Genomic DNA, 23780 nt, shown 5'->3' with positions numbered 1-23780 from the left:
CGGACATGACCAAGGCCGGATCCACCCTGGTGGCAGCGGACGCGCCCGCTCCCGCCGTACGTCTCCCCCGGCGCCGTGGCATCGAACTGGCCCTCATCGTCGTGGCCGTCCTGCTCTCCGTGTACGGCTACTGTGCGGTCGGCATCGCCCAGCACGGCACCGTCCCGCCCGGTGCCGCCGGTTACGGCGCCGGGCTCGGCGTACTCGCGCTCTTCGCGCATCTGTCCGTACGCCTGCGCGCCCCCTGCGCGGACCCGCTGCTGCTGCCGATCGGGGTGCTGCTCAACGGGATCGGTCTGGTCCTGATCTACCGGCTCGACCTGGAGACGCCGGACGACCTGGCGGCGCCGACCCAACTCGTGTGGTCCACGCTGGGGGTGGGGCTGTTCATCGTGGTCGTGCTGCTGCTGCGCGACCATCGTGTGCTCCAGCGCTACTCCTACGTGTGTGTCGTCGCCGCGCTCGTGCTGCTCACCCTGCCGATCTTCTTCCCGTCGGTGAACGGCGCCCGGATCTGGATCCGGATCGCCGGATTCTCCATCCAGCCCGGCGAGTTCGCGAAGGTGCTGCTCGCGGTGTTCTTCGCGGCGTATCTGGCCGCCAACCGCAACGCGCTGGCGTATACGGGCCGTCGGGTCCCCGGGCTGCGCCGGATGCAGCTGCCCACCGGGCGCGTCCTCGGGCCGATCGTCGCCATCTGGCTGCTGAGCGTGGGCGTGCTGATCCTCGAACGGGACCTGGGTACCTCGCTGTTGTTCTTCGGCCTGTTCGTGGTCCTGCTGTACGTCGCCACCGGCCGCACCGGCTGGATCGCGGTCGGCCTGCTGCTGGCGGCGCTGGGCGCGGTGGCCGTCGGGCAGTTGGAGCCGCATGTGCACAGCAGGGTCGAGGACTGGCAGCACCCGTTCGCGTCGATCGAGGCCGGTCAGGGCCCCAACCAGCTGTCCCAGTCGCTGTTCGCCTTCGGGGCGGGCGGCCTGGTGGGCACGGGACTTGGCCTCGGCCACTCGATCCTGATCGGCTTCGCGGCCAAGTCGGACTTCATCCTGGCGACGGCCGGGGAGGAGCTGGGCCTGGCGGGCCTGTCCGCGATCTTCCTGCTCTACGGCCTGCTGGTGGAGCGCGGCTACCGGGCCGGCCTCGCGCTGCGCGACCCCTTCGGGCGGCTGCTCGCGGTGGGGCTGGCCTCGATCGTGGCGCTGCAGGTGTTCGTGATCGCGGGCGGGGTGACGGGCCTGATCCCGCTGACCGGCATGGCGATGCCGTTCCTGGCGCAGGGCGGCTCGTCGGTGGTCACCAACTGGGCGATCGTGGCGCTGCTGATCCGGGTGAGCGACAAGGCGCGCAGCCGGTTCGGCGTGCCCAAGGGCGAGGAGGCCGCGGTGACGACGGGATCCGGCGACCGTACGGAGGCGGCCCGATGACCCGGCACATCCGGCACGCCGCCTTCTTCTGCGCCCTGCTGCTGGTCGCGCTGCTGGTGAACGCCACCCGCATCCAGCTCTTCGAAGCCCGCTCCTACGACGACAACGTCGCCAACCGCCGCCCCGTCATCGCCCGTTACGGTCAGCCGCGCGGCGACATCAAGGTCGGCGGCGAACCGGTCACCGGCTCCCGGGACACCGGCGAGCATCTGCGCTACGAGCGGACGTACACGAACGGCCCGATGTACGCCCCCGTCACCGGCTTCGCCTCGCAGGTGTACGGCACGACGCTGCTGGAGCACTCCGAGGACCCGGTGCTGTCGGGCACGGACCCGCTGCTGTCGCCGTTCCCGCTGTGGCGGGGTGCCGCCGTCGGCGACCGCAACCCCGGCGGCGACGTCCTCACCACCCTGCACCGGGGCGCGCAGGAGGCGGCGTTCGAGGGGCTGGGCGGCCGCAAGGGCGCGGTCGCGGCCGTGGAGCCGGCGACCGGGCGGATCCTGGCCCTGGTGTCGTCGCCGTCGTACGACCCGTCGGTGCTGTCGGGGAACGGCTCGGCGGTGCCCCGGTCCTGGCAGTCGCTGAACCGTGATCCGGACCGGCCGATGCTCAACCGGGCGGTGCGCAAGACGTATCCGCCGGGGTCGACGTTCAAGGTGGTGACCGCGGCGGCGGCGCTGGACTCGGGTGTGATCGAGGAGCTGGACGACCCGACCGACTCCCCGGACCCCTACCGTCTGCCGGGTACCAGGACCTCGCTGACGAACCCGTCCAAGGGCTGCGCGGACGTTCCGCTGCGCAAGGCGTTCGAGTGGTCGTGCAACACGGTGTTCGCCAAGCTCGGGGTGCGGGTGGGCGTGGACCGGATGGCGGAGACGGCGAAGGCCTTCGGCTTCAACGACCCCGGGGTGCGGATCCCGTTCTCGGTGGCCGAGAGCACCTTCGACACGAAGGTGGACCGGGCGCAGCTCGCCCTGTCCTCGATCGGGCAGTACAACACCCGGGCCACCCCGCTGCAGATGGCGATGGTCTCGGCGGCGGTGGCGAACGGCGGGCAGGTGCGCTCGCCGTATCTGGTGGAGCGTACGACCCGGGCGGGCGGCTCCACGGTCGCGACGGCCGGGTCGAGCCCGGCGCGGCAGGCCATGCGCCCGTCGACCGCCCGTCTGGTCAAGGAGCTGATGGTGGACGTGGTGCGGGAGGGCACCGGCTCGAACGCCTGGATCCCCGGTGCGACGGTGGGCGGCAAGACCGGCACGGCCCAGCACGGCCTGGGCAACTCCGGGACGCCGTACGCCTGGTTCGTCTCCTGGGCGCAGGGCGACCGCGATCTGGAGCCCAAGGTCGCGGTGGCGGTGGTGGTGGAGGACGCGGACGCGGACCGGGGTGAGATCAGCGGCGGCGGGGACGCGGCGCCGATCGCGCGGGCGGTGATGGAGGCGGTGCTGAAGTCACCCTCCGACGGCCGCCGTTGACGTCGGCTGCTGGATCAGCGCGGCCGGCACGGCGACGTACGCCGTGACGCCCGTGCCCGGGGTGGGGCGGAGTTCGACGTGGGCGCCGAGGCGGGCGGCGAGGGCGCCGACGACGTGATGGCCCAGGAACCTGGTCGGGGCGGTGTGCAGGGAGTCGCCCCCGCCGGACAGCACCGCGTTGGATTCGGCCATGCGCTCCGGGGTCATCCCGATCCCGCGGTCCACGACGGCCAGGCAGTACTCGGCGCCGTCCCGCCAGCCGTGCACCTCCACGGGCTGCTTGGGCGGGCTGAACATCAGCGCGTTCTCCACCAACTCGGCCAGCAGGTGGGACAGTTCGGCGACACAGTGGCCGCGGACACCGCACTGCTGGACGTCGACGGCGGCCACCCTCTGGTACTGCTCGACCTCCGCGACGGCCGACCGCACCACGTCCGTGACCGCGACCGTGCCCTTCCAGGACCGGGCCGGTGACTCCTCGCCGGCGAGCACGAGGAGCGACTCGGCGTTGCGGCGCATCCGCGTGGCCAGATGATCGAGCTCGAAGAGCTCGGCGAGCGCGTCCGGGTCGAGCTCCTGGCTCTCCAGGGTGGTGATCAGTCCGAGCTGCCGGTTGAGCAGGCTCTGGTTGCGCCGGCCCAGGCTGGCCAGGGACTCGGTGCTGGTGCGGCGCAGGACGGCCTGCTGGGCGGCGAGGCCGACGGCGGCGTCCTCGACGTTGCGCAGGGCGGCGGCGAGGCGGCTGATCTCCCGTGCGCCGCCGGCCGGCCGGGGCCGCTCGGGCTCCGGCAGGGGCGGAGCGTCGGGGTCGGCCTGCTGGATCCGCCGGACGGCCTCGGGCAGCCGGCTCCCGGCGACGACGTCCGCCTCGTCGGCGAGGACGCCGAGGGGCCGGGTGATGGAGCGGGCCGAGAAGACGGCGAGCGCGACGGCCACGCCGAGGATCAGCACCCCGAGAGCCAGGAACCCGCCGAGCTGACGCGTGGCGGCGGAACCGGCCTCGTCGGCACGCGCCCGGACGTCGTCCCCGACGGCCCGCTGCACCTGGTGCAGTTCGTCGACGAGGCTGGTCATGTCGGACCACCACCGGGCAGGGGCGACGGAGAGGCGGGACCCGTCGGCCCCGCGCCCGGCCCGCTCCTCGTACCCGGCGACCCGGCGCGCGGCGGCCGTACCGAAGGCGTCGTCGAGCGCGGACTCCTGGTCCGCACCGGCGAGTTGGCGGAACTGCGCGAGCGCGGCCACCCGGGTGGCGCGGACCTCGGTGAAGTCGAGGTACTCGCCGGAGCGGAACCGCCCGGCCGCGAACACCCCGTTGAGGGAGCCGCGTTCGAGCGCGACGGCCTCAGTGGCCCGGGCCAGCGCCTGGAGCGCCTGCACGCCCTGCGCGATACGCCGGTCGCCGTCCGGGGCGCCCGCCGACTCGGCGTCGATGAGGGCCGTGACGGCCTTGGTGTACGCCCGCAGGGTGGCGGCCCGGTCGGCGGTACCGGCGTCCACGTCCCCGCGCGTCGCGGTGAGGGCGGTGAGGGGGGCGTCGGCGGCCCGCAGGGCGCGGAGCGCGGCACCGGGCAGCGCCCCGCCCTCCTCGTCCAGCGCGGCACGCAGCCCGTCCCGCGCCTCGTCGGTACGGCCGCGCTGGGCGACGACGTCGTCGCGGTACCCCTTCTCGCCGCCCAGCAGTCCGTTGGTCAGCCCGCGTTCCCGCTGCACCTCCCGGACCAGCTCCTGTGCCCGCAGCAGTACCCCGACATGCGCCTCGGTCTCGCGGGCGGCGGACCAGTCGGCGGCCCGGTCGGCGACGCCGAGCCCGATGAGGGCGAGCAGTAAACAGGTCGGAACGGCGAGCACGATGGCCATACGGCCACGGATGGTGGTCCAGCCGGGCAGTGCGCCGAGGCGGCGGACGGTCGGGCGGAAGGCGGTCAGTACGTTCCCCGTCATGCCCCGTGAGACTACGGGCGGGCCGGTCAGGGCACGGTTTCCCGCCCGTAAGGCGACGGTACACAGGTACTCACGCACCCGTCGCCCCGGCTGTGAAAGGGGGACATGTGCCCACGTACTGAGATACCCCCTGGGCCGGTTACCCGGCCCGACCTATCGTTCGGTTCCATGACGCCATCAGCCGCCCCGGAAGCCTCCTACGAACTCGCCCAGGTCAACATCGCCCGCCTCAAGGCCCCGCTGGACTCCCCGCAGTTGAAGGACTTCGTCGACAACCTCGACCCCGTGAACGCCGACGCCGAGGCCGCCGACGGCTTCGTCTGGCGGCTGCAGGACGACTCCGGGGACGCGACGGACGTACCGGTCTTCGGTGACTCCTGGCTCATCATCAACCTGACGATGTGGCGCGACACGAACGCCCTGACCGCGTACATGTACCAGGGCCGCCACCGCGAGATGCTCGCCCGCCGCAGGGAGTGGTTCGAGCGGGTGCAGGAGGCGATGACGGCCCTGTGGTGGGTCCCGGCGGGCCACCGCCCGACGGTCGCGGAAGCGGAGTCCCGCCTCCTCCACCTGCGCACGAACGGCCCGACCCCGTACGCCTTCACCCTGCGCACGTCGTTCCCGCCGCAGGGCGCGGAGCCGGTGGTGGGTGACGTGCCGGAGGGGCTGGGCTGCTCGGTCTAGGCCCGGCCGGCGGGGCAGGGACCGGGGATCAGCCCTCCGTAGCGGGGATCGGCCTTCCGCGGCCGGAGGATCAGCCCTCGGCCCCCGCCTCGATCGCGTCCCCCACCTCCGCCACCCGCTGCCGCTCCTCCACCGCGAACCGCTCGGCGTCGAGCCGCTCCGCGATCTCCTCGTCCTGTGCCATCAGCAGGTCCAGATTCGAGTCGCCCATCTCGAACACGCCCATGTCGACATAGGCCTGCTGAAGGCGCTTCCCCCACAGCCCTATGTCCTTGACGCAGGGGACTATGCGGGAGAACAGGAGCCGGCGGAACAGGGCGAGGAACTCGGACTGCTCGCTGAACTCCTCGGCCTCGGCGGTCGGGATGCCGAAGTTCTCCAGCACCTCCACGCCTCGCAGCCGGTCGCGCATCAGATAGCAGCCCTCGATGACGAACTCCTCCCGCTCCCGGAGTTCGGCGTCGCTGAGCTGCCGGTAGTAGTCCCGCAGCGCCATCCGCCCGAAGGCCACGTGCCGGGCCTCGTCCTGCATGACGTACGCCAGGATCTGCTCGGGCAGCGGCTTGTCGGTGGTGTCCCTGATCATGCCGAAGGCCGCCAGCGCCAGCCCCTCGATCAGCACCTGCATACCGAGGTACGGCATGTCCCAGCGGCTGTCCCGCAGGGTGTCCCCCAGCAGGGCCTGGAGGTTGTCGTTGATCGGGTACAGCATCCCGACCTTCTCATGCAGGAAGCGGCCGTAGATCTCCGCGTGCCGGGCCTCGTCCATCACCTGGGTCGCCGAGTAGAACTTCGCGTCCAGGTCGGGCACGGACTCGACGATCCGCGCGGCGCAGACCATCGCGCCCTGCTCACCGTGCAGGAACTGGCTGAACTGCCAGGAGGCGTAGTGCTTGCGCAGCTCGCCCTTGTCGTCGTCGGTGAGCTTGGCCCAGTACTTGGTGCCGTACAGGGACATGGACTCGTCAGGCGTGCCGAGGGGGTCGCTCGGATCGACCTCCAGCTCCCAGTCGATGCGCTTCTGCCCGTCCCACTGCTTGTCCTTGCCCTTCTGGTACAGGGCCAGAAGCCGTTCGCGGCCGTTGTCGTACTCCCAGCTGAAACGTGCCGCGCCGGTCGCCGGCACCTGCCAGTGAGGGTCACCCGGATCCTTGGCGTACAGGTCGTTTGTCGGCATGTCCGGCAGGCTCACACGTAGTAGACGCGGGGTCAACAAGTCTTGCGCGAGGGATTGACGAGCTTGCTGACAGGCAGTCTCATAAGACGCGGACTACGTACCCCCGGTAACGAGGTGAGGGACCGATGACGACCCTGACGGAAGCCGACGCGCTCGACGGACTGCGCGACGCACTCGGCCTGCTCAAGGACCGGGAGCAAGTGGCCGAACGCCTCCTCGCCTCCTCCGCCAAGCACTCCTTCGACCCCGACAAGGAGCTGGACTGGGAGGCACCCTTCGAGGAGGGCATGTGGTTCTGGCCGCCGGAGCTGGTCTCGCTCTACGACACGCCCCTGTGGAAGCGGATGAGCGAGGAACAGCGCATCCTCCTCTCCCAGCACGAGGCCGCCGCCCTCGCCTCCCTCGGCATCTGGTTCGAGATCATCCTCATGCAGCTGCTGGTCCGCCACATCTACGACAAGGCGGCGACGAGTGCGCATGTGCGGTACGCGCTGACCGAGATCGAGGACGAGTGCCGCCACTCCAAGATGTTCGCCCGCCTGATATCCCACGGTGGGACGCCCTGGTACCCGGTGGCCCGGGTCCACCAGAACCTGGGGCGCCTGTTCAAGACAATCTCGACGACCCCCGGCTCCTTCACGGCCACCCTCCTCGGCGAGGAGGTCCTCGACTGGATGCAGCGCCTGACCTTCCCGGACGAGCGCGTCCAGCCCCTGGTCCGGGGCGTGACACGGATACACGTCGTCGAGGAGGCCCGCCACGTCCGCTACGCCCGCGAGGAGCTGCGCCGCCAGATGGTGACGGCGCCGAGGTGGTCGCAGGAGTTCACGCGGGTGACGTCCGGCGAGTTCGCCCGGGTGTTCTCGGTGGCGTTCGTGAACCCCGAGGTCTACACGAACGTGGGCCTGGACAAGCGGGAGGCCATGGCCCAGGTGAAGGCGAGCGGGCATCGCCGGGAGGTCATGCAGACGGGGGCGAAACGATTGACCGACTTCCTGGATGACATAGGCGTACTGCGGGGAGTGGGACGGCGACTGTGGAGGTCGTCCGGCCTCCTGGCATAGGGGGCGGACGCCAACCCTTTAGGGGCGCGGGGAACTGCGCGATCAGCCACGACGAGCCCGCAGCCGCCAGATCCCAGCACCCCCGCGGCGACTAGGCTCTTCCCATGCCCCCTGCCGCTCCTACCCCCGCCTACCGTCGGCTCGGCGTCGAGGAACGCCGCAGCCAGCTCCTCGACGCCGCCCTCACCCTCTTCGCCCACCGCGTCCCCGAGGACGTGAACCTGGACGACGTGGCAGAGGCGGCCGGCGTCTCGCGTCCCCTGGTCTACCGCTACTTCCCCGGCGGCAAGCAGCAGCTCTACGAGGCCGCCCTGCGCTCGGCCGCCGAGGAACTCCAGCACTGCTTCGACGAGCCCCGCGAGGGCCCCCTCCTCCCCCGCCTCTCCCGCGCCCTCGACCGCTACCTGACCTTCGTCGACCAGCACGACGCCGGTTTCAGCGCCCTGCTCCAGGGCGGCAGCGTCGTGGAGACCTCCCGCACGACCGCCATCGTCGACGGCGTACGCCGCGCGGCCGCCGAGCACATCCTCGGCCACCTGGAGATCACCGACCCCGGCCTGCGGCTGCGCATGACCGTGCGGATGTGGATCACCGCGGTCGAGGCGGCCTCCCTCATCTGGCTCGACGAGGACAAGCAGCCACCGGTCGAGGAGCTGCGGGACTGGCTGGTCGAGCAGTTCATCGCCGTCCTCTCGGTCACCGCGGTCCGGGACCCCCAGACCGCCGCGCTGGCCGAGAAGCTCTCGGCGGATGGCTGACACTGGTGCCGTGAAGAGCGAAGACACCCCCTTCGAGGGCGGCCCCATGGACGGCCGGGTGCTGCCCGTGCTGCTGGGCATCACCGGCCACCCGCCCAAGACGTACCGCATCCCCGTCCCCGACCCGCAGGGCGGTCCGCCCACGGTCCTGGTCTACCTCCGCGTGCCCCGCACACCGGGCAGCCGCACCGGCCTGAGCCGGCGCTGGAAGTACGAGTACTCCCCCGAGGGCGAGAAGGGGGCGGGCAGGCAGAGCCGTCGGCCGAGCTGGCCGTGGTCCAAGCCGGACGCCGCGCCGCGAGGCAAGCCGGACGACACCGACGGGTGACGAAATTACTCCGGACCGCTCACAACCGGCCGGTGAACCCGGCGGCCACGTCTAAAGCTCTGATGCGGAGCAGAGAGCCTCTCCGCACCGGAGGTGATGACGTGTCAGGAACGCTTCTGCGTCTGGCGTGCACGGCGACGGTGTCGGCCGCCATCCTCGCCCCGACGACTCCCGCCCTGGCGGCACCCGAGGCCCCCGAACCCCAAGAGCGATCCACGGCCGCCCTTCTGACAGACCTTCAGCGTCTGTACCGCGAGACCGAGCAGGCCACCGAGGCCTACAACGCCACCGAGGAAAAGCTGAAGAGACAGCGCACCGAGGTGACCCGGCTGGACACCGCCCTGGCCCTCGCCCGCCTCTCCCTGCACACCAGCCGGGGCCGGGCCGGCCGGCTGGCCCGGCAGCAGTACCAGAACACCACCGGCATCTCCCCGTACGTACGCCTGCTCCTGGCCCACGACCCCCAGCACGCCCTGGACCAGGGCCATGTCATCAACCGGCTGGCACGCGAGCGCGCCGAGTCGGTGGGCCGTCTGACCGGCACCGAGCGGAAGGCCGACGAGCTGGCCCACAAGGCCCGCAGGGCCCTGGACGAGCAACTCGCCCTCGCCGAACGGCAGAAGAAGGACCGGGACACCGTACAGAAGCGGCTGCGGAAGGTGGAGGGACTCCTGGCCTCGCTCACGGCCGAACAGCTCACGGCCCTGGCCGAGTTCGAGAAGCAGGACACCGCGAAGGCCCAGCGGGCGTTCATCGCCTCCGGTGCCCTCGCCAAGGAGGACCACAAGCCCTCCCGCGTCGCCAAGCGGGCCATGCGCTACGCCAAACGGCAGCTGGGAAAGCCGTACGAGTGGGGTGCCGAGGGCCCCAGAACGTACGACTGCTCAGGGCTGACGTCCAAGGCCTGGGCGCACGCGGGGACCCGTATCCCGCGCACCAGCCAGGAGCAGTGGGCGCGGCTCGACCACGTCCCGCTGACCGAACTGCGCCCCGGCGACCTGGTCGTCTACTTCCCTGACGCCACCCACGTGGCCATGTACCTCGGCAAGGGCAAGGTGATCCAGGCGCCCCGCACCGGCGAGAAGGTCAAGATCTCCCCGATCGCGTCGAACCCGGTGCTGGGCGCCGTACGTCCGAAGGTCAGGAGCCAGAAACCTCAGCGAGATAAGCCGCGGTCTTCTCAGGATCGTAGAAGTAGTTCTCGAAGTCGGCCGGGTCGTTGAACCCGTTGGCGAACCGGTCGGCGACGGGCGGCAGCTGACCGGCCGCGCCGATGAGGCCGAGGATGTGCTCCGGCGGCGGCGCCAGCATGGCGTTCGTCCACTTGGTGACGTGCTGCGCGGTGTCCCAGTACCGGTCGAACGTGCCGCGCATCCACTCCTCGTCGAACTCCTTGTCCCCGCGTTCGAGGATCGAGGCGAGATACGCGGCCGCGCACTTGGACGCGGAGTTGGAGCCCTGCCCGGTGATCGGGTCGTTCGCCACGACGACGTCCGCCACACCCAGCACCAGCCCGCCGCCGGGGAGCCGGCCGACGGGGTTGCGCACGGTCGGCGCGTACCGTCCGCTCAGCACCCCGCCCGCGTCCGTGAGCTCGACCTTGGTGGCCCGTGCGTACTCCCACGGCGTGTACTTCTCCATGAGCGCCAGGGTCAGGGAGAGGTGCTCCGCCGGGTCCTTCACCCCGTCGAAGACATCGAGCGGCCCGCCGGGGATGCCCTCCCAGAACAGGATGTCGGCGCGCCCGGACGTCGTCAGACACGGCATGACGAACAGCTCGCCGACGCCGGGGACGAGGTTGCAGCGCACGGCCTCCGTGTCCGGGTGCTCCGGACGCGGGCCCAGACCGTGCACGTACGACACGGCCAGCGCCCGCTGCGGCTCGCTGTACGGGGACCGCTCCGGGTCCCGCCCGAACATCTGGACGAGCTCGCCCTTGCCCGCCGAGAGCAGCACCAGGTCGTACGTACGGGAGAAGTAGTCGAGGTCACCGACGGCCGCGCCGTGGATGACCAGCTGTCCGCCGCGCTGCGCGAACGTCTCCATCCAGCCGGCCATCTTCACCCGCTGGTCGACCGACTGCGCGAACCCGTCGAGACGCCCCGCCCAGTCGATCGCCCGGGCCGCCGGACCCTCGCCCCAGGAGCCGGGGGCGGCCACGGAGACGCCGAGTCCCTCGATCTTCGGGGCCTGGGACTCCCAGAAGTTCAGCTGGAGATCGCGCTCGTGCTGCAGGGCCGTGTGGAACATACACTGCGTGGACATGACCCGGCCGGAGCGGATCTCGTCCGCCGTCCGGTTGGACATCAGGGTGACCTCGTACCCGTGCGACTGCAGTCCGAGGGCGAGCTGGAGTCCGGACTGACCGGCTCCGACGACGAGTATCTTCCGCATGCGGGGCAGTTCTCCTACTCGGGGGTTTCGTCCAGCGCGTGGCCGACCAGGGACAGGAGGGTCTCGATCACCGAGATCCGGCGGCGCGCGTCCATGATCATGACAGGTATGTGCGCGGGGATCGTCAGGGCCTCGCGCACATCCTCCGGCTCGAACAGCTCACTGCCGTCGAAGTGGTTGACGGCGACGATGTACGGCAGTCCGCAGCTCTCGAAGTAGTCCAGTGCGGGAAAGCAGTCCTTCAGCCGTCTGGTGTCCGCGAGGACGACCGCGCCGATCGCGCCGCGCACCAGGTCGTCCCACATGAACCAGAACCGCTGCTGGCCCGGCGTGCCGAACAGGTAGAGCACCAGGTCGTCGTCGAGCGTGATGCGGCCGAAGTCCATGGCCACGGTGGTGGTCAGCTTGCCGGGCGTCGAGGTGAGGTCGTCGGTCTCCTCGCTCGCCTCGGTCATCAGCGCCTCGGTCTGCAGAGGCGTGATCTCCGAGACGGCGGTGACCAGCGTGGTCTTGCCGACGCCGAAGCCGCCCGCCACGACTATCTTCGTCGCGACGGGAGCCCGGGTGCGGTCCGTCTGCCAGGGCTGTTCGGGCCCCTCTTCGGCGAGGAGCGGGGAGACACCGCGAGCGGCGTCAGAGACGACGGAGTCCACTGAGCACCCTTTCCAGCAGTGCGCGGTCCGGCCGGCCCGTGCCATGACCGGTTCCGGTGCCGTACACACGGATCTTTCCCTGGTCCGCGAGGTCGCTGAGCAGGACGCGGACCACGCCGAGCGGCATCTTCAGCAGCGCGGCGATCTCGGCCACCGTGCGCATACGGCGGCACAGTTCGACGATGGCCCGCATCTCCGGCATCACCCGGGTGTTGAGGGAACCATTCGTCAGTTCCCTGCGCTCCTCGGCGGCCTCCAGCGCGGCGGTGCTGCTGACGAACGTCTCGACGAGCAGGACATGGCCGAAGCGGGTGCGGCCGCCGGTGAGCGAGTAGGGGCGGACGCGGGCGGCCTTGCGGTCGCCGCCGCGGACGGGGAGCTGGGGCCTGTTCTTCGGGGCGTTGCTCATCGGGTACTCCCTGCCGACGCGGCCTCCAGTGATTTCCGGAGCTCGCTGCGGAGTTCGGGGGTGAGGACGTGGCCGGCGCGGCCGACGAAGAGCGCCATGTGATAGGCGACCACGCTCATGTCGCAGTCCGCGGAGCCGTGCACGCCGAGCAGTGAGCCGTCGCTGATGGACATGACGAACAGGCTGCCCTCGTCCATCGCGACCATCGTGTGCTTGACCCCGCCGAACTCCATCAGCTTCGCGGCGCCGATGGTGAGGCTGCCGATGCCGGAGACGATGGTGGCGAGGTCGGCGGAGGAACCACGGGGGCCGGTTCGTGGCCGCTGGGCCTGGGCCTGGGCCTCGGCGTTTCGGCCCGGGTCGGAGGAGAGCAGGAGCAGGCCGTCGGAGGAGACCACTGCTACTGACTGGATGCCCGGCACCTCCTCGACCAGATTCGTCAGCAACCAATGCAGGTTGCGGGCCTCACTGCTCAGTCCGAAGGTACTGGGCGCGGTCAACTGCTTGCCTCCTCGACTGTGCCCCCCGTGACATCTTCGGTCGGTGCCTGGTTCTGGCCGGTTCGCTCGGCGATCTCGGCCTCCACGTCGCGGTAGCCCGCCTCCGCTCCGCTGCGGAAGCCGCCGAGCCTGCGGCGGAGCGCGTCGGCGTCGACGGAGCCGGTCCGCTGGCGCGGGGCCTGTACCGGTGCGGTGATCTTCGGAGTGCGCTTGGGGAGGCCCTTGTCGGTGAGCGGGTCCTCGTCCGGCGTGCGTGCGTGTTCCGCCTCGGCTTCGCCTTCGGCGGGTTCGTTCCCACTCGTACCACCCGTGCGGCCGTCGTCGTCGGGCGCGGTTGGCCCCTGTGGGGCCTCCTCGCCATCGGCGGCCGCGGGTTCGTCGGTCGTCTGCTCCGGGAGCAGGAGCTCCATCGTGCTCTCGACCGGCGCCTCCGGCTCCGGCTGCGTTTCCGGCTCCACCGCCGGCTCCGGTACGGCCCCGTCGGCGCCGCCCGTGTCCTGTACGGCCTTCTCCGCCAGCGCCACCAGCGGGTCGCCGTTCTTGGCGCGGCCGCGCAGGACGTTGGAGTTGGCCTCCGCGTCGGCGCCCGGCAGCGAGAAGGTGTGGGCGCCGGTGTGGCGGGCGGAGTCGGCGGGGACCGCGGCCGCGGGGGCCGGCGCGAAGAGCCCCTTGGGCAGCACCGCGACCGCCGCGATGCCGCCGTGCTTCTGCTCGCGGAGCTGGACGCGGACGCCGAGGCGGTGGGCGAGGCGGGCGACGACGTACAGGCCGAGGCCCAGGCCGTCGTCGCCCTCCTGGTCGTAGGACGCCTCGGGGTCGAAGTCGGCGAGGCGGGCGTTGAGGCGGGCCATGCGCTCGTGGGTCATGCCGATGCCCTCGTCCTGGACGGAGAGCATGACCTCGCCGTTCTCCAGCAGCCAGCCGGAGATCTCCACGGGCACGTCGGGCGGGGAGAACGACGTCGCGTTCTCCATCAGCTCGGCCAGGAGGTGGGAGAGGTCGTCGGCGGCGAAGCCCGCCACGTGCGCGTGCGGCGGAAGGGCCGCGATACGGACCCGCTCGTACCGCTCGATCTCGCTGACCGCGGCGCGCACGACGTCGACGAGCGGGACCGGACCCGCGTGCTGCTGGACATGCTCGGTGCCGGCCAGCACGAGGAGGTTCTCGCTGTGGCGGCGCATGACCGTGGCGAAGTGGTCGAGCTTGAAGAGGGTGGCGAGGCGCTCGGGGTCCTGCTCGCGCTCCTCCAGGCCCTCGATGACGCCGAGCTGACGCTCGACCAGGCCGAGGGTGCGCAGGGCGAGGTTGACGAAGGTGGCGCCGATGGTGTCCCGCAGACGCTCCAACTGGGCGGCAGAGTCGGCGAGTTCGGAACGCAGTTCCTCGCGGGCGTCGGCCATCTTCTGGCGCTGTCCGACCAGGTGCTTGCGGTCGGACTCCAGGGTGGTGATGCGCTCGTGCAGGGCGACGGCGTGCGCGTGCAGGGCGTTGACGGAGTTGACGACCTGGGCGAACTCGTCCTTGCGGCCGGTGAACTTCACGGGTTCCTCGGCCGCCGGGTCCTCGGCCTGTGCGAGCCGGGCGGAGCCGAGCCGCAGGACGGCGAGCGGCCGGGTGAGGCTGCGGGCCATGCCGGTGGCGACGCCGACCGCGAGCAGCATCAGGGCGCCGAGGATCGCGATGCGGATCTCCAGCGCGGTGACATCGTCGTCGCGGAGCTGGGCGAGGTCCTTGCCGCGGCGGTCGTAGAGGGCGGACTCGACGCCCCGCATCAGATCGACGCGCGCGGAGAGCGTGGCGTCGGCCCGCTTGAGGTCGGTGTCGAGGTCGCGGTCGGAGAACGCGGCCTGGTCGGTGAGGGCGGCCAGGTACCGCTCGGCGGTGTTGACCTCGGGGCCGGTGACCGTGGAGTCGTACGAGGTGCGCGCGCTCTCGGGGGCCGTGTCGTGGAAGTCGGCGAGGGCGGCGTCGGAGCGCAGCCGGGCCTGCTGGGCGGCGGCGCTGAGGGCGGCGCGCTGCTTGGCGTCCGCGTCCGAGGAGGTCTTCCGGGTGCTCGCGAGGCCGGTGATCGGGTCGACGACGGTCTCGGTGGTGGTCGGCACGCTGAGCGCGGCGAGCAGCAGCCCGCGGGCGGCGGCGGCCTGCTGTACGGCGGAGTCCAGCTCGGCGAGGGCGTAGGCGCCGCCGCCCGCGCGGGGCGGCATCTGCTCGGCCAGCCGCTCGGCGAGCCGGTGGAGTTCGGTGATGGCGACCGAGTAGGCCGCGTGGGCCTCCAGCGCGGTGCTCTTGCCGGTGAGCGCGGCCCGGCGCACGGCCGCGACGCCGTCGAGGTCGTCACGGAGCGAGGCGGGGGCGTCGGGGTCGGCGCGCAGCTCCTCGACCTGCCGGTCGACCCGGACGCTGCGCTGCTCGCTGGGCGCCTTGGACTTGGGCCGCCCGGCGGCGATGTAGGAGGTGACCTCGTCGCGTTCGTCGGCGAGGGAGTGGGCGAGGGTGAGCGCGTCCTCTGTCTGCTCGGTGAGCGTCACCAGTTCCTGGGAGTCGTGCAGTTGCCCCGAGGCGGCGACGATCGAGGGGACGCCGGCTGCGGCGATGGCGGCGGCCACCACGGCCACGGCGACGATCAGCCGGTTGCGTACGTGTGTCGGGCGCCCCTTGCCGGCGGCTGCGACGTCGGTGGTGCTGCCGGGTGTGGGTTGCGTGCCCCCTGCGGAGGTTGCCTGCTTGCCTGAGCGACGAGGCCGCATCTTCTGCACCGGTGCTCGCATTCCTGACTCGTGATACCCATGGGTCCGGATGACGCGTCGTCAACTACCGCCGACCGTACGCACACCCCTCCCCCAAGCTCGTGCCCGTGAGCGGAGCTCGCTGATGGATGCAGCGCCCGAGCAGGGGGTGTTCTCACCGGTCCCCGACCCTCCCAGTGCCGGTGGGCAACAGCCGCGCATCACCTGACCCGCCACCCGAAGGAGTGAACCCCGGAGTGGAGTTGGCGGGCAAGTTCCTCTGGCGCGTGCACACGCCTTGCGCGGCGGGCCGGTTGGACGTCTGCGGCGGGCGATGGCAGGATTCGCCGCCACGCTCCCTCGGAGCGAATCATTCCACCCTAAAACAGACGTCTGACCTGCGCGACTGCACCTGTTCGGGAACCAATGCGACCTCTTCGCGAACCTTGTGAAGGCCTCGTGCAGACTGGCCGAATGCGAACAGAGCTTGCTTCCGAGCCCGGCGATCCCACCCGCCCCAACGAGGACTTCGCGAGCGTCGGACTTCCCGCCTCGGGACAGGGCGGCGCGCTGGTGGTCCTGGACGGAGTGACGCCACCGAGGAGCGGGACGGGCTGTCTGCATTCCGTCCCCTGGTTCACCGCGCGGCTCGGCGGAGCCCTGACCGAACTGACCGTTTCACTCCCGGATGTTCCCCTCGCCGACGCGCTGGCCCGTGCCATCACGCGTACCGCTGACGCACATCGGGAAACCTGTGACCTTTCTCACCCACGCACACCACAGGCAACCGTGGTCGTGGCCCGGTGGTCGGCGGAGGCGGTGGAGTACCTGATCCTCTCGGACTCCGCGCTGCTGGTGGAGTCGACGGACGGCACGATCACGCCCCACCTCGACGACCGTCTGTCGAACCTCCCCCGAGCCTCCCTGGCCACGGACGCGCTGATCGACGCTCACATCCGCAACAAGGAGGGCGGCTTCTTCACGGCCGCCGCGGATCCGTCGGTTGCGGAGCGGGCGGTGACGGGCGTGCTGCCGCGAGCCGAGGTACGGGCGCTGGCCGCCCTGACGGACGGGGCGACCCGCTGGGTGGAGAAGTTCCGGGAGGGGGACTGGGAGGACTGCTTCGCCTTCGTACGGAAGGAGGGGGCTCGGGCGCTGGTGGAGCGGGTGCGGGTGCTGGAGACGGCCGATGCCGAGGAGCGGACGTATCTGGGGCGGAGCAAGACGCATGACGATGCGACGGTCGTGTACGCGGAGATGTGAGCCTGTGACGGTGCCTCCGCGGGCCTACTTCTCCATCCCCCGGTTCAGCTGGTTCAGCAACCGCGCCAGCTCGGCGACCTCTTCCCGGTCCCAGTGGGACAGCTGCTCGACATACCGGGCCCGTCGGGCCTCCCGCACCTTCGCGACCCGGCCGCGCCCCTCCTCCGTGAGGTGCACGAGCCAGGCCCGCCCGTCCGCGGGGTCCGGCTCCCTGGCGACCAGCCCGAGGTCCTCCAGGGCGCGCAGCTGACGCGACATCGTGGCCTTTCCGACGCCGATGTAGGCGGCCAGTTCCGTGGCGCGCTGACGCCCGCACTCACCCAGCCGTACCAACAGGCCGTACGCAGCCGACTCCAGATCCGGATGGACCTCGCGGGCCATCTCGCCCTGCTTGGCCCGGGCGCGTCGCAGCAGGACCGTCAACTCGCGTTCCAGGTCGAGGAATTCGGGCTGGTTCATACCGACACCGGATGCTCCGGAGTCGACTCGCCGTCCGTCACCGTTTCCGTCTTCGTGCACGTCAGCCCCTGCCTCGTCTTTCCCGGTCCCGAAAGTTTTCGCCGACCCCCGTCGATGCCACAACTCCGCCAGTATTTCGCAGGCTCAGACCAAAGGCAGCCTCCGAACCCCCTTTCACCTGCGCTTCTGCGTGTCTGACCGCTCCATCGGAACGCGGGTTTGGCATGTATGCGCCATGGTCATCGCGTTTCCCTCACCGAGCACCACCGGGTCTTCGGAGGCACGCTATTGCCCGTGCACAGATTCGAAACGCTCCGCCCTCAGCGCCCGCACTGCGCCGGGCTCCCGCTCGCCGCCGTCCTCTCCCTGACCTTCTCGCTCGCCCTCGCCGTCCAGCCCTCGCCCGCGTCCGCCGACGACTACGACGACTTCCCACCCCGTGGCTCCGCCTACATGGGCATGGGCGTCGTGACCCATGACGGCGTGCACGGTCTGCCCCTGAAGACCCTTGCCACCCAGACGGAGGGCGTGGACGTCTCCAGCTACCAGGGCAACGTCGACTGGTCGACCCTGTGGAACAGCGGGGTGAAGTGGGCCTACACGAAAGGCAGCGAGGGGACGTACTACACGAACCCGTACTTCGCCAAGCAGTACAACGGCTCCTACGACGCCGGCATGATCCGCGGTGCCTACCACTTCGCCACGCCGGACACCACGAGTGGAGCAACGCAGGCCAACTTCTTCGTCAACAACGGCGGCGGCTGGTCCCGCGACGGCAAGACCCTGCCCGGCGCCCTCGACATCGAGTGGAACCCGTACGGCGACACCTGCTACGGCAAGTCCCCGAGCGCGATGGTCGCCTGGATCCGCGACTTCCTGAACCAGTACAAGTCCCGCACCGGCCGGGACGCCGTCGTCTACACGGCCACCAGCTGGTGGAAGCAGTGCACCGGCAACTACTCCGGTTTCGCCACCACCAACCCGCTGTGGATCGCCCGGTACGCGTCGACGGTGGGCGAACTGCCGGCGGGCTGGGAGTTCCACTCGATGTGGCAGTACACGTCCTCCGGACCGACGGTCGGCGACCACAACAAGTTCAACGGGCCGGTCGATCGCCTCAAGGTCCTGGCGAACGGCTGACCCCAGCGCCGTACGACCCAGGTATGCCCCCCGCCGTACGGCGAAGGCCCGGGCCTCCCTCACGAGAACCCGGGCCTTCATCCATCCGGTCGCGTCCGTCACGCCGCGACCGGAACCTCCGGCGCCGCGCCGTTCGTCGCCGGCGACAGCGCCAGTTCCAGGACCTGGCGGACGTCGGTGACGGCGTGGACGTCGAGCTTGTCCAGCACCTCCGCCGGGACGTCGTCCAGGTCGGGCTCGTTGCGCTTGGGGATGACGACGGTCGTCACGCCCGCCCGATGGGCCGCCAGCAGCTTCTGCTTGACGCCGCCGATCGGGAGCACCCGGCCGGTCAGTGACACCTCGCCCGTCATGGCCACGTCCGTGCGGACGAGCCGCCCGCTCAGCAGCGATGCCAGCGCGGTCGTCATCGTGACGCCTGCGCTCGGGCCGTCCTTCGGCACCGCGCCCGCCGGGAAGTGGATGTGCACACCCCGGTCCTTCAGGTCGGCGACCGGCAGCTCCAGTTCCGCGCCGTGCGAGCGGAGGAAGGACAGGGCGATCTGTGCGCTCTCCTTCATCACGTCACCCAGCTGGCCGGTCAGCGTCAGACCCGCCGCGCCCGTCTCCGGATCGGCCAGCGAGGCCTCCACGAAGAGGACGTCACCGCCCGCGCCCGTCACCGCGAGCCCCGTCGCCACGCCGGGCACCGCCGTACGGCGCTCCGCCGGGTCCTGGGCGGACTCGGGCACATGGTGGGGTCGGCCGATCAGGCCGCGCAGATCACCGTCCGTGACGGTGAACGGCAGCTTCCGCTCGCCCAGTTCGTGCTGCGCCGCGACCTTGCGGAGCAGCCGCGCGATGGACCGCTCCAGGTTGCGGACGCCCGCCTCGCGGGTGTACTCGCCGGCCAGCTTGCGCAGGGCGCCCTCGTCCAGGGCGACCTCGTCCTTCACCAGGCCCGCCCGCTCCAGCTGACGCGGGAGCAGGTGGTCACGGGCGATGACGACCTTCTCGTCCTCGGTGTAGCCGTCGAGGCGGACCAGCTCCATACGGTCGAGCAGGGCCTCCGGGATGGCCTCCAGGACGTTGGCGGTGGCCAGGAAGACCACGTCCGACAGGTCCAGTTCCACCTCCAGGTAGTGGTCCCGGAAGGTGTGGTTCTGCGCCGGGTCCAGGACCTCAAGGAGCGCCGCCGCCGGGTCGCCCCGGAAGTCGGACCCCACCTTGTCGATCTCGTCCAGGAGGACCACCGGGTTCATCGACCCGGCCTCCTTGATGGCACGGACGATCCGGCCGGGCAGCGCGCCGACGTAGGTACGGCGGTGGCCGCGGATCTCGGCCTCGTCGCGGACGCCGCCGAGGGCGACCCGGACGAACTTGCGCCCCATGGCGTGCGCGACGGACTCGCCGAGCGAGGTCTTGCCGACGCCGGGCGGGCCGACCAGCGCCAGTACGGCACCGCCGCGCCGCCCGCCGACGACACCCAGACCCCGGTCCGTACGGCGCTTGCGCACCGCCAGGTACTCGGTGATCCGCTCCTTCACGTCCTCCAGACCGGCGTGCTCGGCGTCCAGCACGCCCTTGGCGCCCTGGATGTCGTACGCGGCGGCCTTGTCATCGGTTCGCTCGTTCCACGGCAGTTCCAGGACCGTGTCCAGCCAGGTGCGGATCCACGAACCCTCGGGCGACTGGTCGCTGGACCGCTCCAGCTTGTCGACCTCCTTCAGGGCCGCCTCGCGGACCTTCTCCGGCAGGTCGGCGGCCTCGACGCGGGCGCGGTAGTCGTCGGACTCCTCGCCGTCCTGCTCGCCGTTCAGCTCGCGCAGTTCCTTGCGTACGGCTTCGAGCTGACGGCGCAGCAGGAACTCGCGCTGCTGCTTGTCGACGCCCTCCTGGACGTCCTTGGCGATGGTCTCGGCGACGTCCTGCTCGGCGAGGTGGTCGCGCAGTTGCTGGGTGGCGAGCTTGAGGCGGGCCACCGGGTCGGCGGTCTCCAGGAGCTCGACCTTCTGCTCGGTGGTGAGGAAGGGCGAGTACCCGGAGTTGTCGGCGAGGGCGGAGACGTCGTCGATGGCCTGCACGCGGTCCACGACCTGCCAGGCGCCGCGCTTGCGCAGCCAGGCGGTGGCGAGGGCCTTGTACTCCTTCACCAAGTCGCCGACCTGGCCGGGCAGCGGCTCGGGCACGCTCTCGTCGATCCGCGCCCCCTCGACCCACAGCGCCGCACCCGGCCCGGTCGTCCCGGCGCCGATCCGCACCCGTCCCCGGCCGCGGATCAGGGCGCCCGGGTCACCGTCGGCCAGCCGGCCGACCTGCTCGACGGTGCCGAGCACACCGGTGCTCGCGTACGTCCCGTCGATGCGTGGCACCAGCAGTACCCGTGGCTTTCCCGGCTGGGACCGGGCGGCGGCCTGCGCGGCCTCCACGGCGGCGCGTACATCGGCGTCGTTCAAGTCCAGCGGGACCACCATTCCGGGCAGCACGACCTCGTCGTCGAGGGGCAGCACGGGCAGGGTGAGCGGTGTGGACGTCAAAGCCATGATCTCCCCTTAGGCAGTCAAGTTGAGTTATGCCGACTCAATGCCTGGGGGAGCCCGAATGTTCCCCACCCTCCGTTCGCTGTGAGCGATCACTTGCCCGACAGCCCGTGACCTCGCCTTTCACCAATAAACGCTTGCCGGGTCCCGCGCCTTCCCCCAACGTCGTCCCGTGACAGACACAGAGATCCTTCTCGCGGCCTACGACGACCAGATGCGCGGCGCGCCCCCGACCCCGCCCGCCGGGGTGACATACGAACAGGACGGCCCGCTGCTGCGGATAGTGGGCGGCTTTCGGGGCCTCGTCAGCGGCCCGCGTTCGCTCGGCGTGCGCGACGCCGAGCTCGACCGGCTGATCGCCCGGCAGCGCGACTTCTTCGCGGCGCGAGGTGAGGCGGTGGAGTGGAAGATCCGGGGTCACGACGAACCGGCCGACCTCGCCGACCGGCTGAGCACGGCGGGCTTCGTGCCCGAGCCCCGGGAGACGGTGCTCGTCGGCCGCGTCGCCGACCTGGCCGTACGAGAACCCGCCCTGCCACACGGCGTGACGCTGCGCCAGGTCACCGCGGACGCCGACATGCGCCGGATCGCCGCGCTGGAGTCGGCCGTCTGGGGCTTCGACATGAGCTTTCTCGCCGATGACCTGACAGGACGCGTCGCCGCGGCACCCGATGAGATCTCCGTCCATGTCGCCGAGGCGGACGGCGAGGTCGTCTCCGCCGCCTGGCTGGTCTTCAGGTCCGGCACCGAGTTCGCGAGTCTGTGGGGCGGGTCGACGCTGGCCGAGTGGCGGGGCCGCGGCATCTACCGTGCGCTCGTCGCGACCCGAGCCGCACTCGCCGTCGCCCGCGGCGTCACCTACCTGCACGTGGACGCGTCCGACGACAGCGCGCCCATCCTGCGGCGGCTGGGATTCGAGGCGGTGACGACCACCACCCCGTACATCTGGTCACCCGAGGGCGGCTGACCCCGAGGCATGCCATCGCCGTACCAGTGGCCACATCGCGACCCCGATGACCAGGGCGATCAGGTGTCCCCAGTTGGTCAGCGGGTCCGTGAGGTCGAGCAGGTCCTGGATCAGCATCCCGCCGAACAGGGCCAGCACAGGCAGGCCCAGCCACGGCCGCAGCAGGCCGGCCAGCGCGCCGATGCTCGTCGCGACGCCGAAACTTATGCCGTAGTCGAAGCGCTGCAGCGAGCCGGCGGGCAGGTGGCCGGTCAGCACCGCGAGCCCCACGGGCACCTCGGTCGCGAGGGTGGCCAGGACGTGCCCGAGCAGGAAGACGACGGCCGTGCGAACGCCGCCGATCCGCCGCTCCAGCGCGGTGAGCACGAGCAGGAAGCAGAGCGTGTACGGCGCCAGGACCCCGCCCGCGACCCACAGCGCACTGGCGACCAGCACCAGCATGGGCGTCCGCACGAGGTGCACCACATCGGTGCTGGAGCCCCTGAGGAGGGCGTGGACGAGGTCGGGGTCGGCGTAACTGACGATCAGGGACGTGACGACCAGGACAGCGGCATAGGCACAGGTGAACGGTGTGCCGGCGGGAGTGGGGAGGAGGCGCCAGGGGCGGAGGGCCCGGGGGCGGGACGAGGTGACGGCCTCGACCAACTCGATGGTCTCGCCCCCGGCCCTCAGCGCCTCGGCCGCGACGGACGGGGCCGCGCAGGGCCCGCCGATGCCCGGCGCCGGGCTCGGCGCAAGCCGCGCGGTCGCTCTCGCCGGTCCGCGCTGCCGTGGCATCCCGTCCAGCAGGTCGGCCACATCGACGTGGTGCGGAGCGAGGGAGGAAACGTCCGCGTCGTCCGCGCCGGAAGGGACTGCCTCCGAAGCCGAGCGTGAGCGCGGCACGCCCTCGGCCACCGCGTGTTCCATGGTGAGGCGCTCCTTCCGTTTCCCCCACCCTTGGTCCACTTCCCCCACATGTCTGTGACCGACGCCACGCGGGAGCCGATTCTCAGCAACCTCTCAACAACCTCACGCGTCCGGCTCTCTTCACCCGTAAGGGCGACGGCGGGCCGGGATAATTCCCTCGGCCGCCCGGGGCTCGGCTGTCAGGATGACCGGATGCCCACTTCGTACGACATCCCCGAAGTCCTGGACCGACACGTTGGGCCCCACGGCGAGGTCGTGCTGCGGCGCCACGGTGAGCTGCTGCAGATCATCGCGAACGGCTGCTTCCTGATGGACACCTCGGACGGCCGTTCGGAGCGGCTGCTGATCGACGCGGCGCTCGGCGCGCTGGACGGGCGGCCGGAGCCGGAAGTGCTGATCGGAGGGCTCGGAGTGGGGTTCTCGCTCGCACATGCCGCGGCCGATCCGCGACCGGGAAGGATCACCGTCGTGGAGCGCGAGAGCGCGATTATCGGCTGGCACCTGGACGGGCCGTTGTCCGACTTCTCCGCCCGCGCCCTCGCCGACCCGCGCACCGAGATTCTGGAAACGGATCTCGTGGCGTACGTACATGAGACTTCCGACACGTATGACGCACTGTGTGTCGACATCGACAACGGCCCCGACTGGACCGTCACCCAGGACAACGACAGCCTCTACTCATCCCATGGACTCGCGGGCTGTGCAGGGGCGTTGAGGCCCGGCGGGGTACTCGCCGTATGGTCCGCCCGACCCTCTCCGGAATTCGAAGAAACCTTGCGTAATGCCGGATTCCAACAGGTGCGTACCGAAGAGATCCCCGTTGCCCGGGGCGTTCCGGACGTCGTGCACCTCGCCGTCCGACCTGGATAGCCCTGGGACGGTAACTCCCCGTACTCTGCTTCTCTGACGCGGATCATTCAAGCGTCAATCGCAAGCATGAGCAGGCATAGCCAGTTAGCGGGATCACCCCCACGGATTCCGGAA

The 23780-nt window shown here is 70.9% G+C and carries 21 protein-coding genes; 11 read left to right on the top strand and 10 right to left on the bottom strand.

Translation table 11 applies throughout. The features are described 5' to 3' along the window. Positions 1–5 precede the first annotated feature (5 nt). Together POF73_RS14635 and POF73_RS14630 are read left to right on the top strand one after the other, a co-directional pair. Positions 6–1424, top strand: coding sequence for an FtsW/RodA/SpoVE family cell cycle protein (locus tag POF73_RS14635; protein ID WP_272115179.1), 1419 nt, complete (start codon positions 6–8; stop codon positions 1422–1424). Next, positions 1421–2899: a peptidoglycan D,D-transpeptidase FtsI family protein gene (locus POF73_RS14630; RefSeq protein WP_272115178.1), complete on the top strand. Its 1479-nt coding sequence runs from the start codon at positions 1421–1423 to the stop codon at positions 2897–2899. The genes POF73_RS14635 and POF73_RS14630 overlap by 4 nt, the downstream gene beginning before the upstream one ends. Here the strand turns inward: POF73_RS14630 and POF73_RS14625 are convergent. Continuing rightward, positions 2876–4843, bottom strand: coding sequence for a sensor histidine kinase (locus POF73_RS14625; RefSeq protein WP_272115177.1), 1968 nt, complete (start codon positions 4841–4843; stop codon positions 2876–2878). The genes POF73_RS14630 and POF73_RS14625 overlap by 24 nt on opposite strands. A gap of 168 nt (positions 4844–5011) precedes the next feature. Between POF73_RS14625 and POF73_RS14620 the strand changes: the two genes are divergently transcribed. Continuing rightward, a complete protein-coding gene (locus POF73_RS14620; protein ID WP_272115176.1) occupies positions 5012–5530 on the top strand; it encodes a DUF3291 domain-containing protein in 519 nt (172 codons plus the stop codon). Positions 5531–5600: 70 nt separating this feature from the next. Here the strand turns inward: POF73_RS14620 and POF73_RS14615 are convergent, their stop codons facing one another. Then, positions 5601–6707, bottom strand: a complete 1107-nt coding sequence (locus POF73_RS14615) for a ferritin-like domain-containing protein (RefSeq protein ID WP_272115175.1) — start codon at positions 6705–6707, stop codon at positions 5601–5603. Between the two features lie 125 nt (positions 6708–6832). On the opposite strand from POF73_RS14615, the gene POF73_RS14610 reads away from it, so the two are divergent. The 4 genes from POF73_RS14610 (at position 6833) to POF73_RS14595 (ending at position 10080) form a co-directional block, all read left to right on the top strand. After that, complete coding sequence (locus tag POF73_RS14610) at positions 6833–7771, top strand: AurF N-oxygenase family protein (protein ID WP_272115174.1); 939 nt, start codon at positions 6833–6835, stop codon at positions 7769–7771. Positions 7772–7875: 104 nt separating this feature from the next. After that, a complete protein-coding gene (locus POF73_RS14605) occupies positions 7876–8529 on the top strand; it encodes a TetR/AcrR family transcriptional regulator (protein WP_272115173.1) in 654 nt (217 codons plus the stop codon). Between the two features lie 10 nt (positions 8530–8539). Beyond that, the gene (locus POF73_RS14600) at positions 8540–8857 is read left to right on the top strand and encodes a hypothetical protein (RefSeq protein ID WP_272115172.1); all 318 of its coding nucleotides are present in this window, start codon (positions 8540–8542) and stop codon (positions 8855–8857) included. 101 nt (positions 8858–8958) lie between these two features. Further along, positions 8959–10080 carry a C40 family peptidase gene (locus tag POF73_RS14595; protein ID WP_272115171.1) on the top strand — a complete coding sequence of 374 codons (1122 nt, stop codon included), beginning with the start codon at positions 8959–8961 and terminating at the stop codon, positions 10078–10080. Here POF73_RS14595 and POF73_RS14590 read toward each other — a convergent pair. From POF73_RS14590 to POF73_RS14570, 5 genes are read right to left on the bottom strand one after another with little or no spacing between them, the layout of a single operon-like run. Beyond that, a complete protein-coding gene (locus POF73_RS14590) occupies positions 9998–11251 on the bottom strand; it encodes a styrene monooxygenase/indole monooxygenase family protein (RefSeq protein WP_272115170.1) in 1254 nt (417 codons plus the stop codon). The two genes, POF73_RS14595 and POF73_RS14590, sit on opposite strands and share 83 nt — an antisense overlap. 14 nt (positions 11252–11265) lie before the next feature. Further along, positions 11266–11904 (bottom strand): GTP-binding protein, encoded by a 639-nt coding sequence (locus POF73_RS14585; protein ID WP_272115169.1) that lies wholly within the window; start codon positions 11902–11904, stop codon positions 11266–11268. Further along, positions 11885–12313 (bottom strand): DUF742 domain-containing protein, encoded by a 429-nt coding sequence (locus tag POF73_RS14580; RefSeq protein ID WP_272115168.1) that lies wholly within the window; start codon positions 12311–12313, stop codon positions 11885–11887. Before POF73_RS14580 ends, POF73_RS14585 begins: the two co-directional genes overlap by 20 nt. Continuing rightward, positions 12310–12813, bottom strand: coding sequence for a roadblock/LC7 domain-containing protein (locus tag POF73_RS14575; RefSeq protein WP_272115167.1), 504 nt, complete (start codon positions 12811–12813; stop codon positions 12310–12312). Before POF73_RS14575 ends, POF73_RS14580 begins: the two co-directional genes overlap by 4 nt. Then, a complete protein-coding gene (locus POF73_RS14570) occupies positions 12810–15581 on the bottom strand; it encodes a nitrate- and nitrite sensing domain-containing protein (RefSeq protein WP_443049515.1) in 2772 nt (923 codons plus the stop codon). The genes POF73_RS14575 and POF73_RS14570 overlap by 4 nt, the downstream gene beginning before the upstream one ends. 432 nt (positions 15582–16013) lie before the next feature. Between POF73_RS14570 and POF73_RS14565 the strand changes: the two genes are divergently transcribed. Next, positions 16014–16802 (top strand): protein phosphatase 2C domain-containing protein, encoded by a 789-nt coding sequence (locus tag POF73_RS14565; protein ID WP_272115165.1) that lies wholly within the window; start codon positions 16014–16016, stop codon positions 16800–16802. Between the two features lie 24 nt (positions 16803–16826). Here the strand turns inward: POF73_RS14565 and POF73_RS14560 are convergent, their stop codons facing one another. Beyond that, positions 16827–17321, bottom strand: a complete 495-nt coding sequence (locus tag POF73_RS14560; protein ID WP_272115164.1) for a MarR family winged helix-turn-helix transcriptional regulator — start codon at positions 17319–17321, stop codon at positions 16827–16829. Positions 17322–17549: 228 nt separating this feature from the next. On the opposite strand from POF73_RS14560, the gene POF73_RS14555 reads away from it, so the two are divergent. Beyond that, positions 17550–18401 (top strand): lysozyme, encoded by an 852-nt coding sequence (locus POF73_RS14555; RefSeq protein ID WP_272115163.1) that lies wholly within the window; start codon positions 17550–17552, stop codon positions 18399–18401. A 98-nt stretch (positions 18402–18499) separates the two neighbouring features. Here the strand turns inward: POF73_RS14555 and lon are convergent, their stop codons facing one another. After that, positions 18500–20923: an endopeptidase La gene (lon, locus tag POF73_RS14550; protein ID WP_272115162.1), complete on the bottom strand. Its 2424-nt coding sequence runs from the start codon at positions 20921–20923 to the stop codon at positions 18500–18502. 169 nt (positions 20924–21092) lie between these two features. Here lon and POF73_RS14545 point away from each other — a divergent pair, with 169 nt between their 5' ends. Continuing rightward, a complete protein-coding gene (locus POF73_RS14545; RefSeq protein ID WP_272115161.1) occupies positions 21093–21887 on the top strand; it encodes a GNAT family N-acetyltransferase in 795 nt (264 codons plus the stop codon). Here the strand turns inward: POF73_RS14545 and POF73_RS14540 are convergent. Beyond that, complete coding sequence (locus POF73_RS14540) at positions 21870–22796, bottom strand: rhomboid-like protein (RefSeq protein WP_272115160.1); 927 nt, start codon at positions 22794–22796, stop codon at positions 21870–21872. The two genes, POF73_RS14545 and POF73_RS14540, sit on opposite strands and share 18 nt — an antisense overlap. Before the next feature lie 192 nt (positions 22797–22988). Between POF73_RS14540 and POF73_RS14535 the strand changes: the two genes are divergently transcribed. Next, the gene (locus POF73_RS14535; RefSeq protein ID WP_272115224.1) at positions 22989–23666 is read left to right on the top strand and encodes a spermidine synthase; all 678 of its coding nucleotides are present in this window, start codon (positions 22989–22991) and stop codon (positions 23664–23666) included. Positions 23667–23780 lie beyond the last annotated feature (114 nt).

Source organism: Streptomyces sp. HD (assembly GCF_028369295.1).
GTDB lineage: Bacteria > Actinomycetota > Actinomycetes > Streptomycetales > Streptomycetaceae > Streptomyces.
Note: the sequence above shows the minus strand (reverse complement) of the source record. Positions and strands in the feature narration are given on the sequence as shown.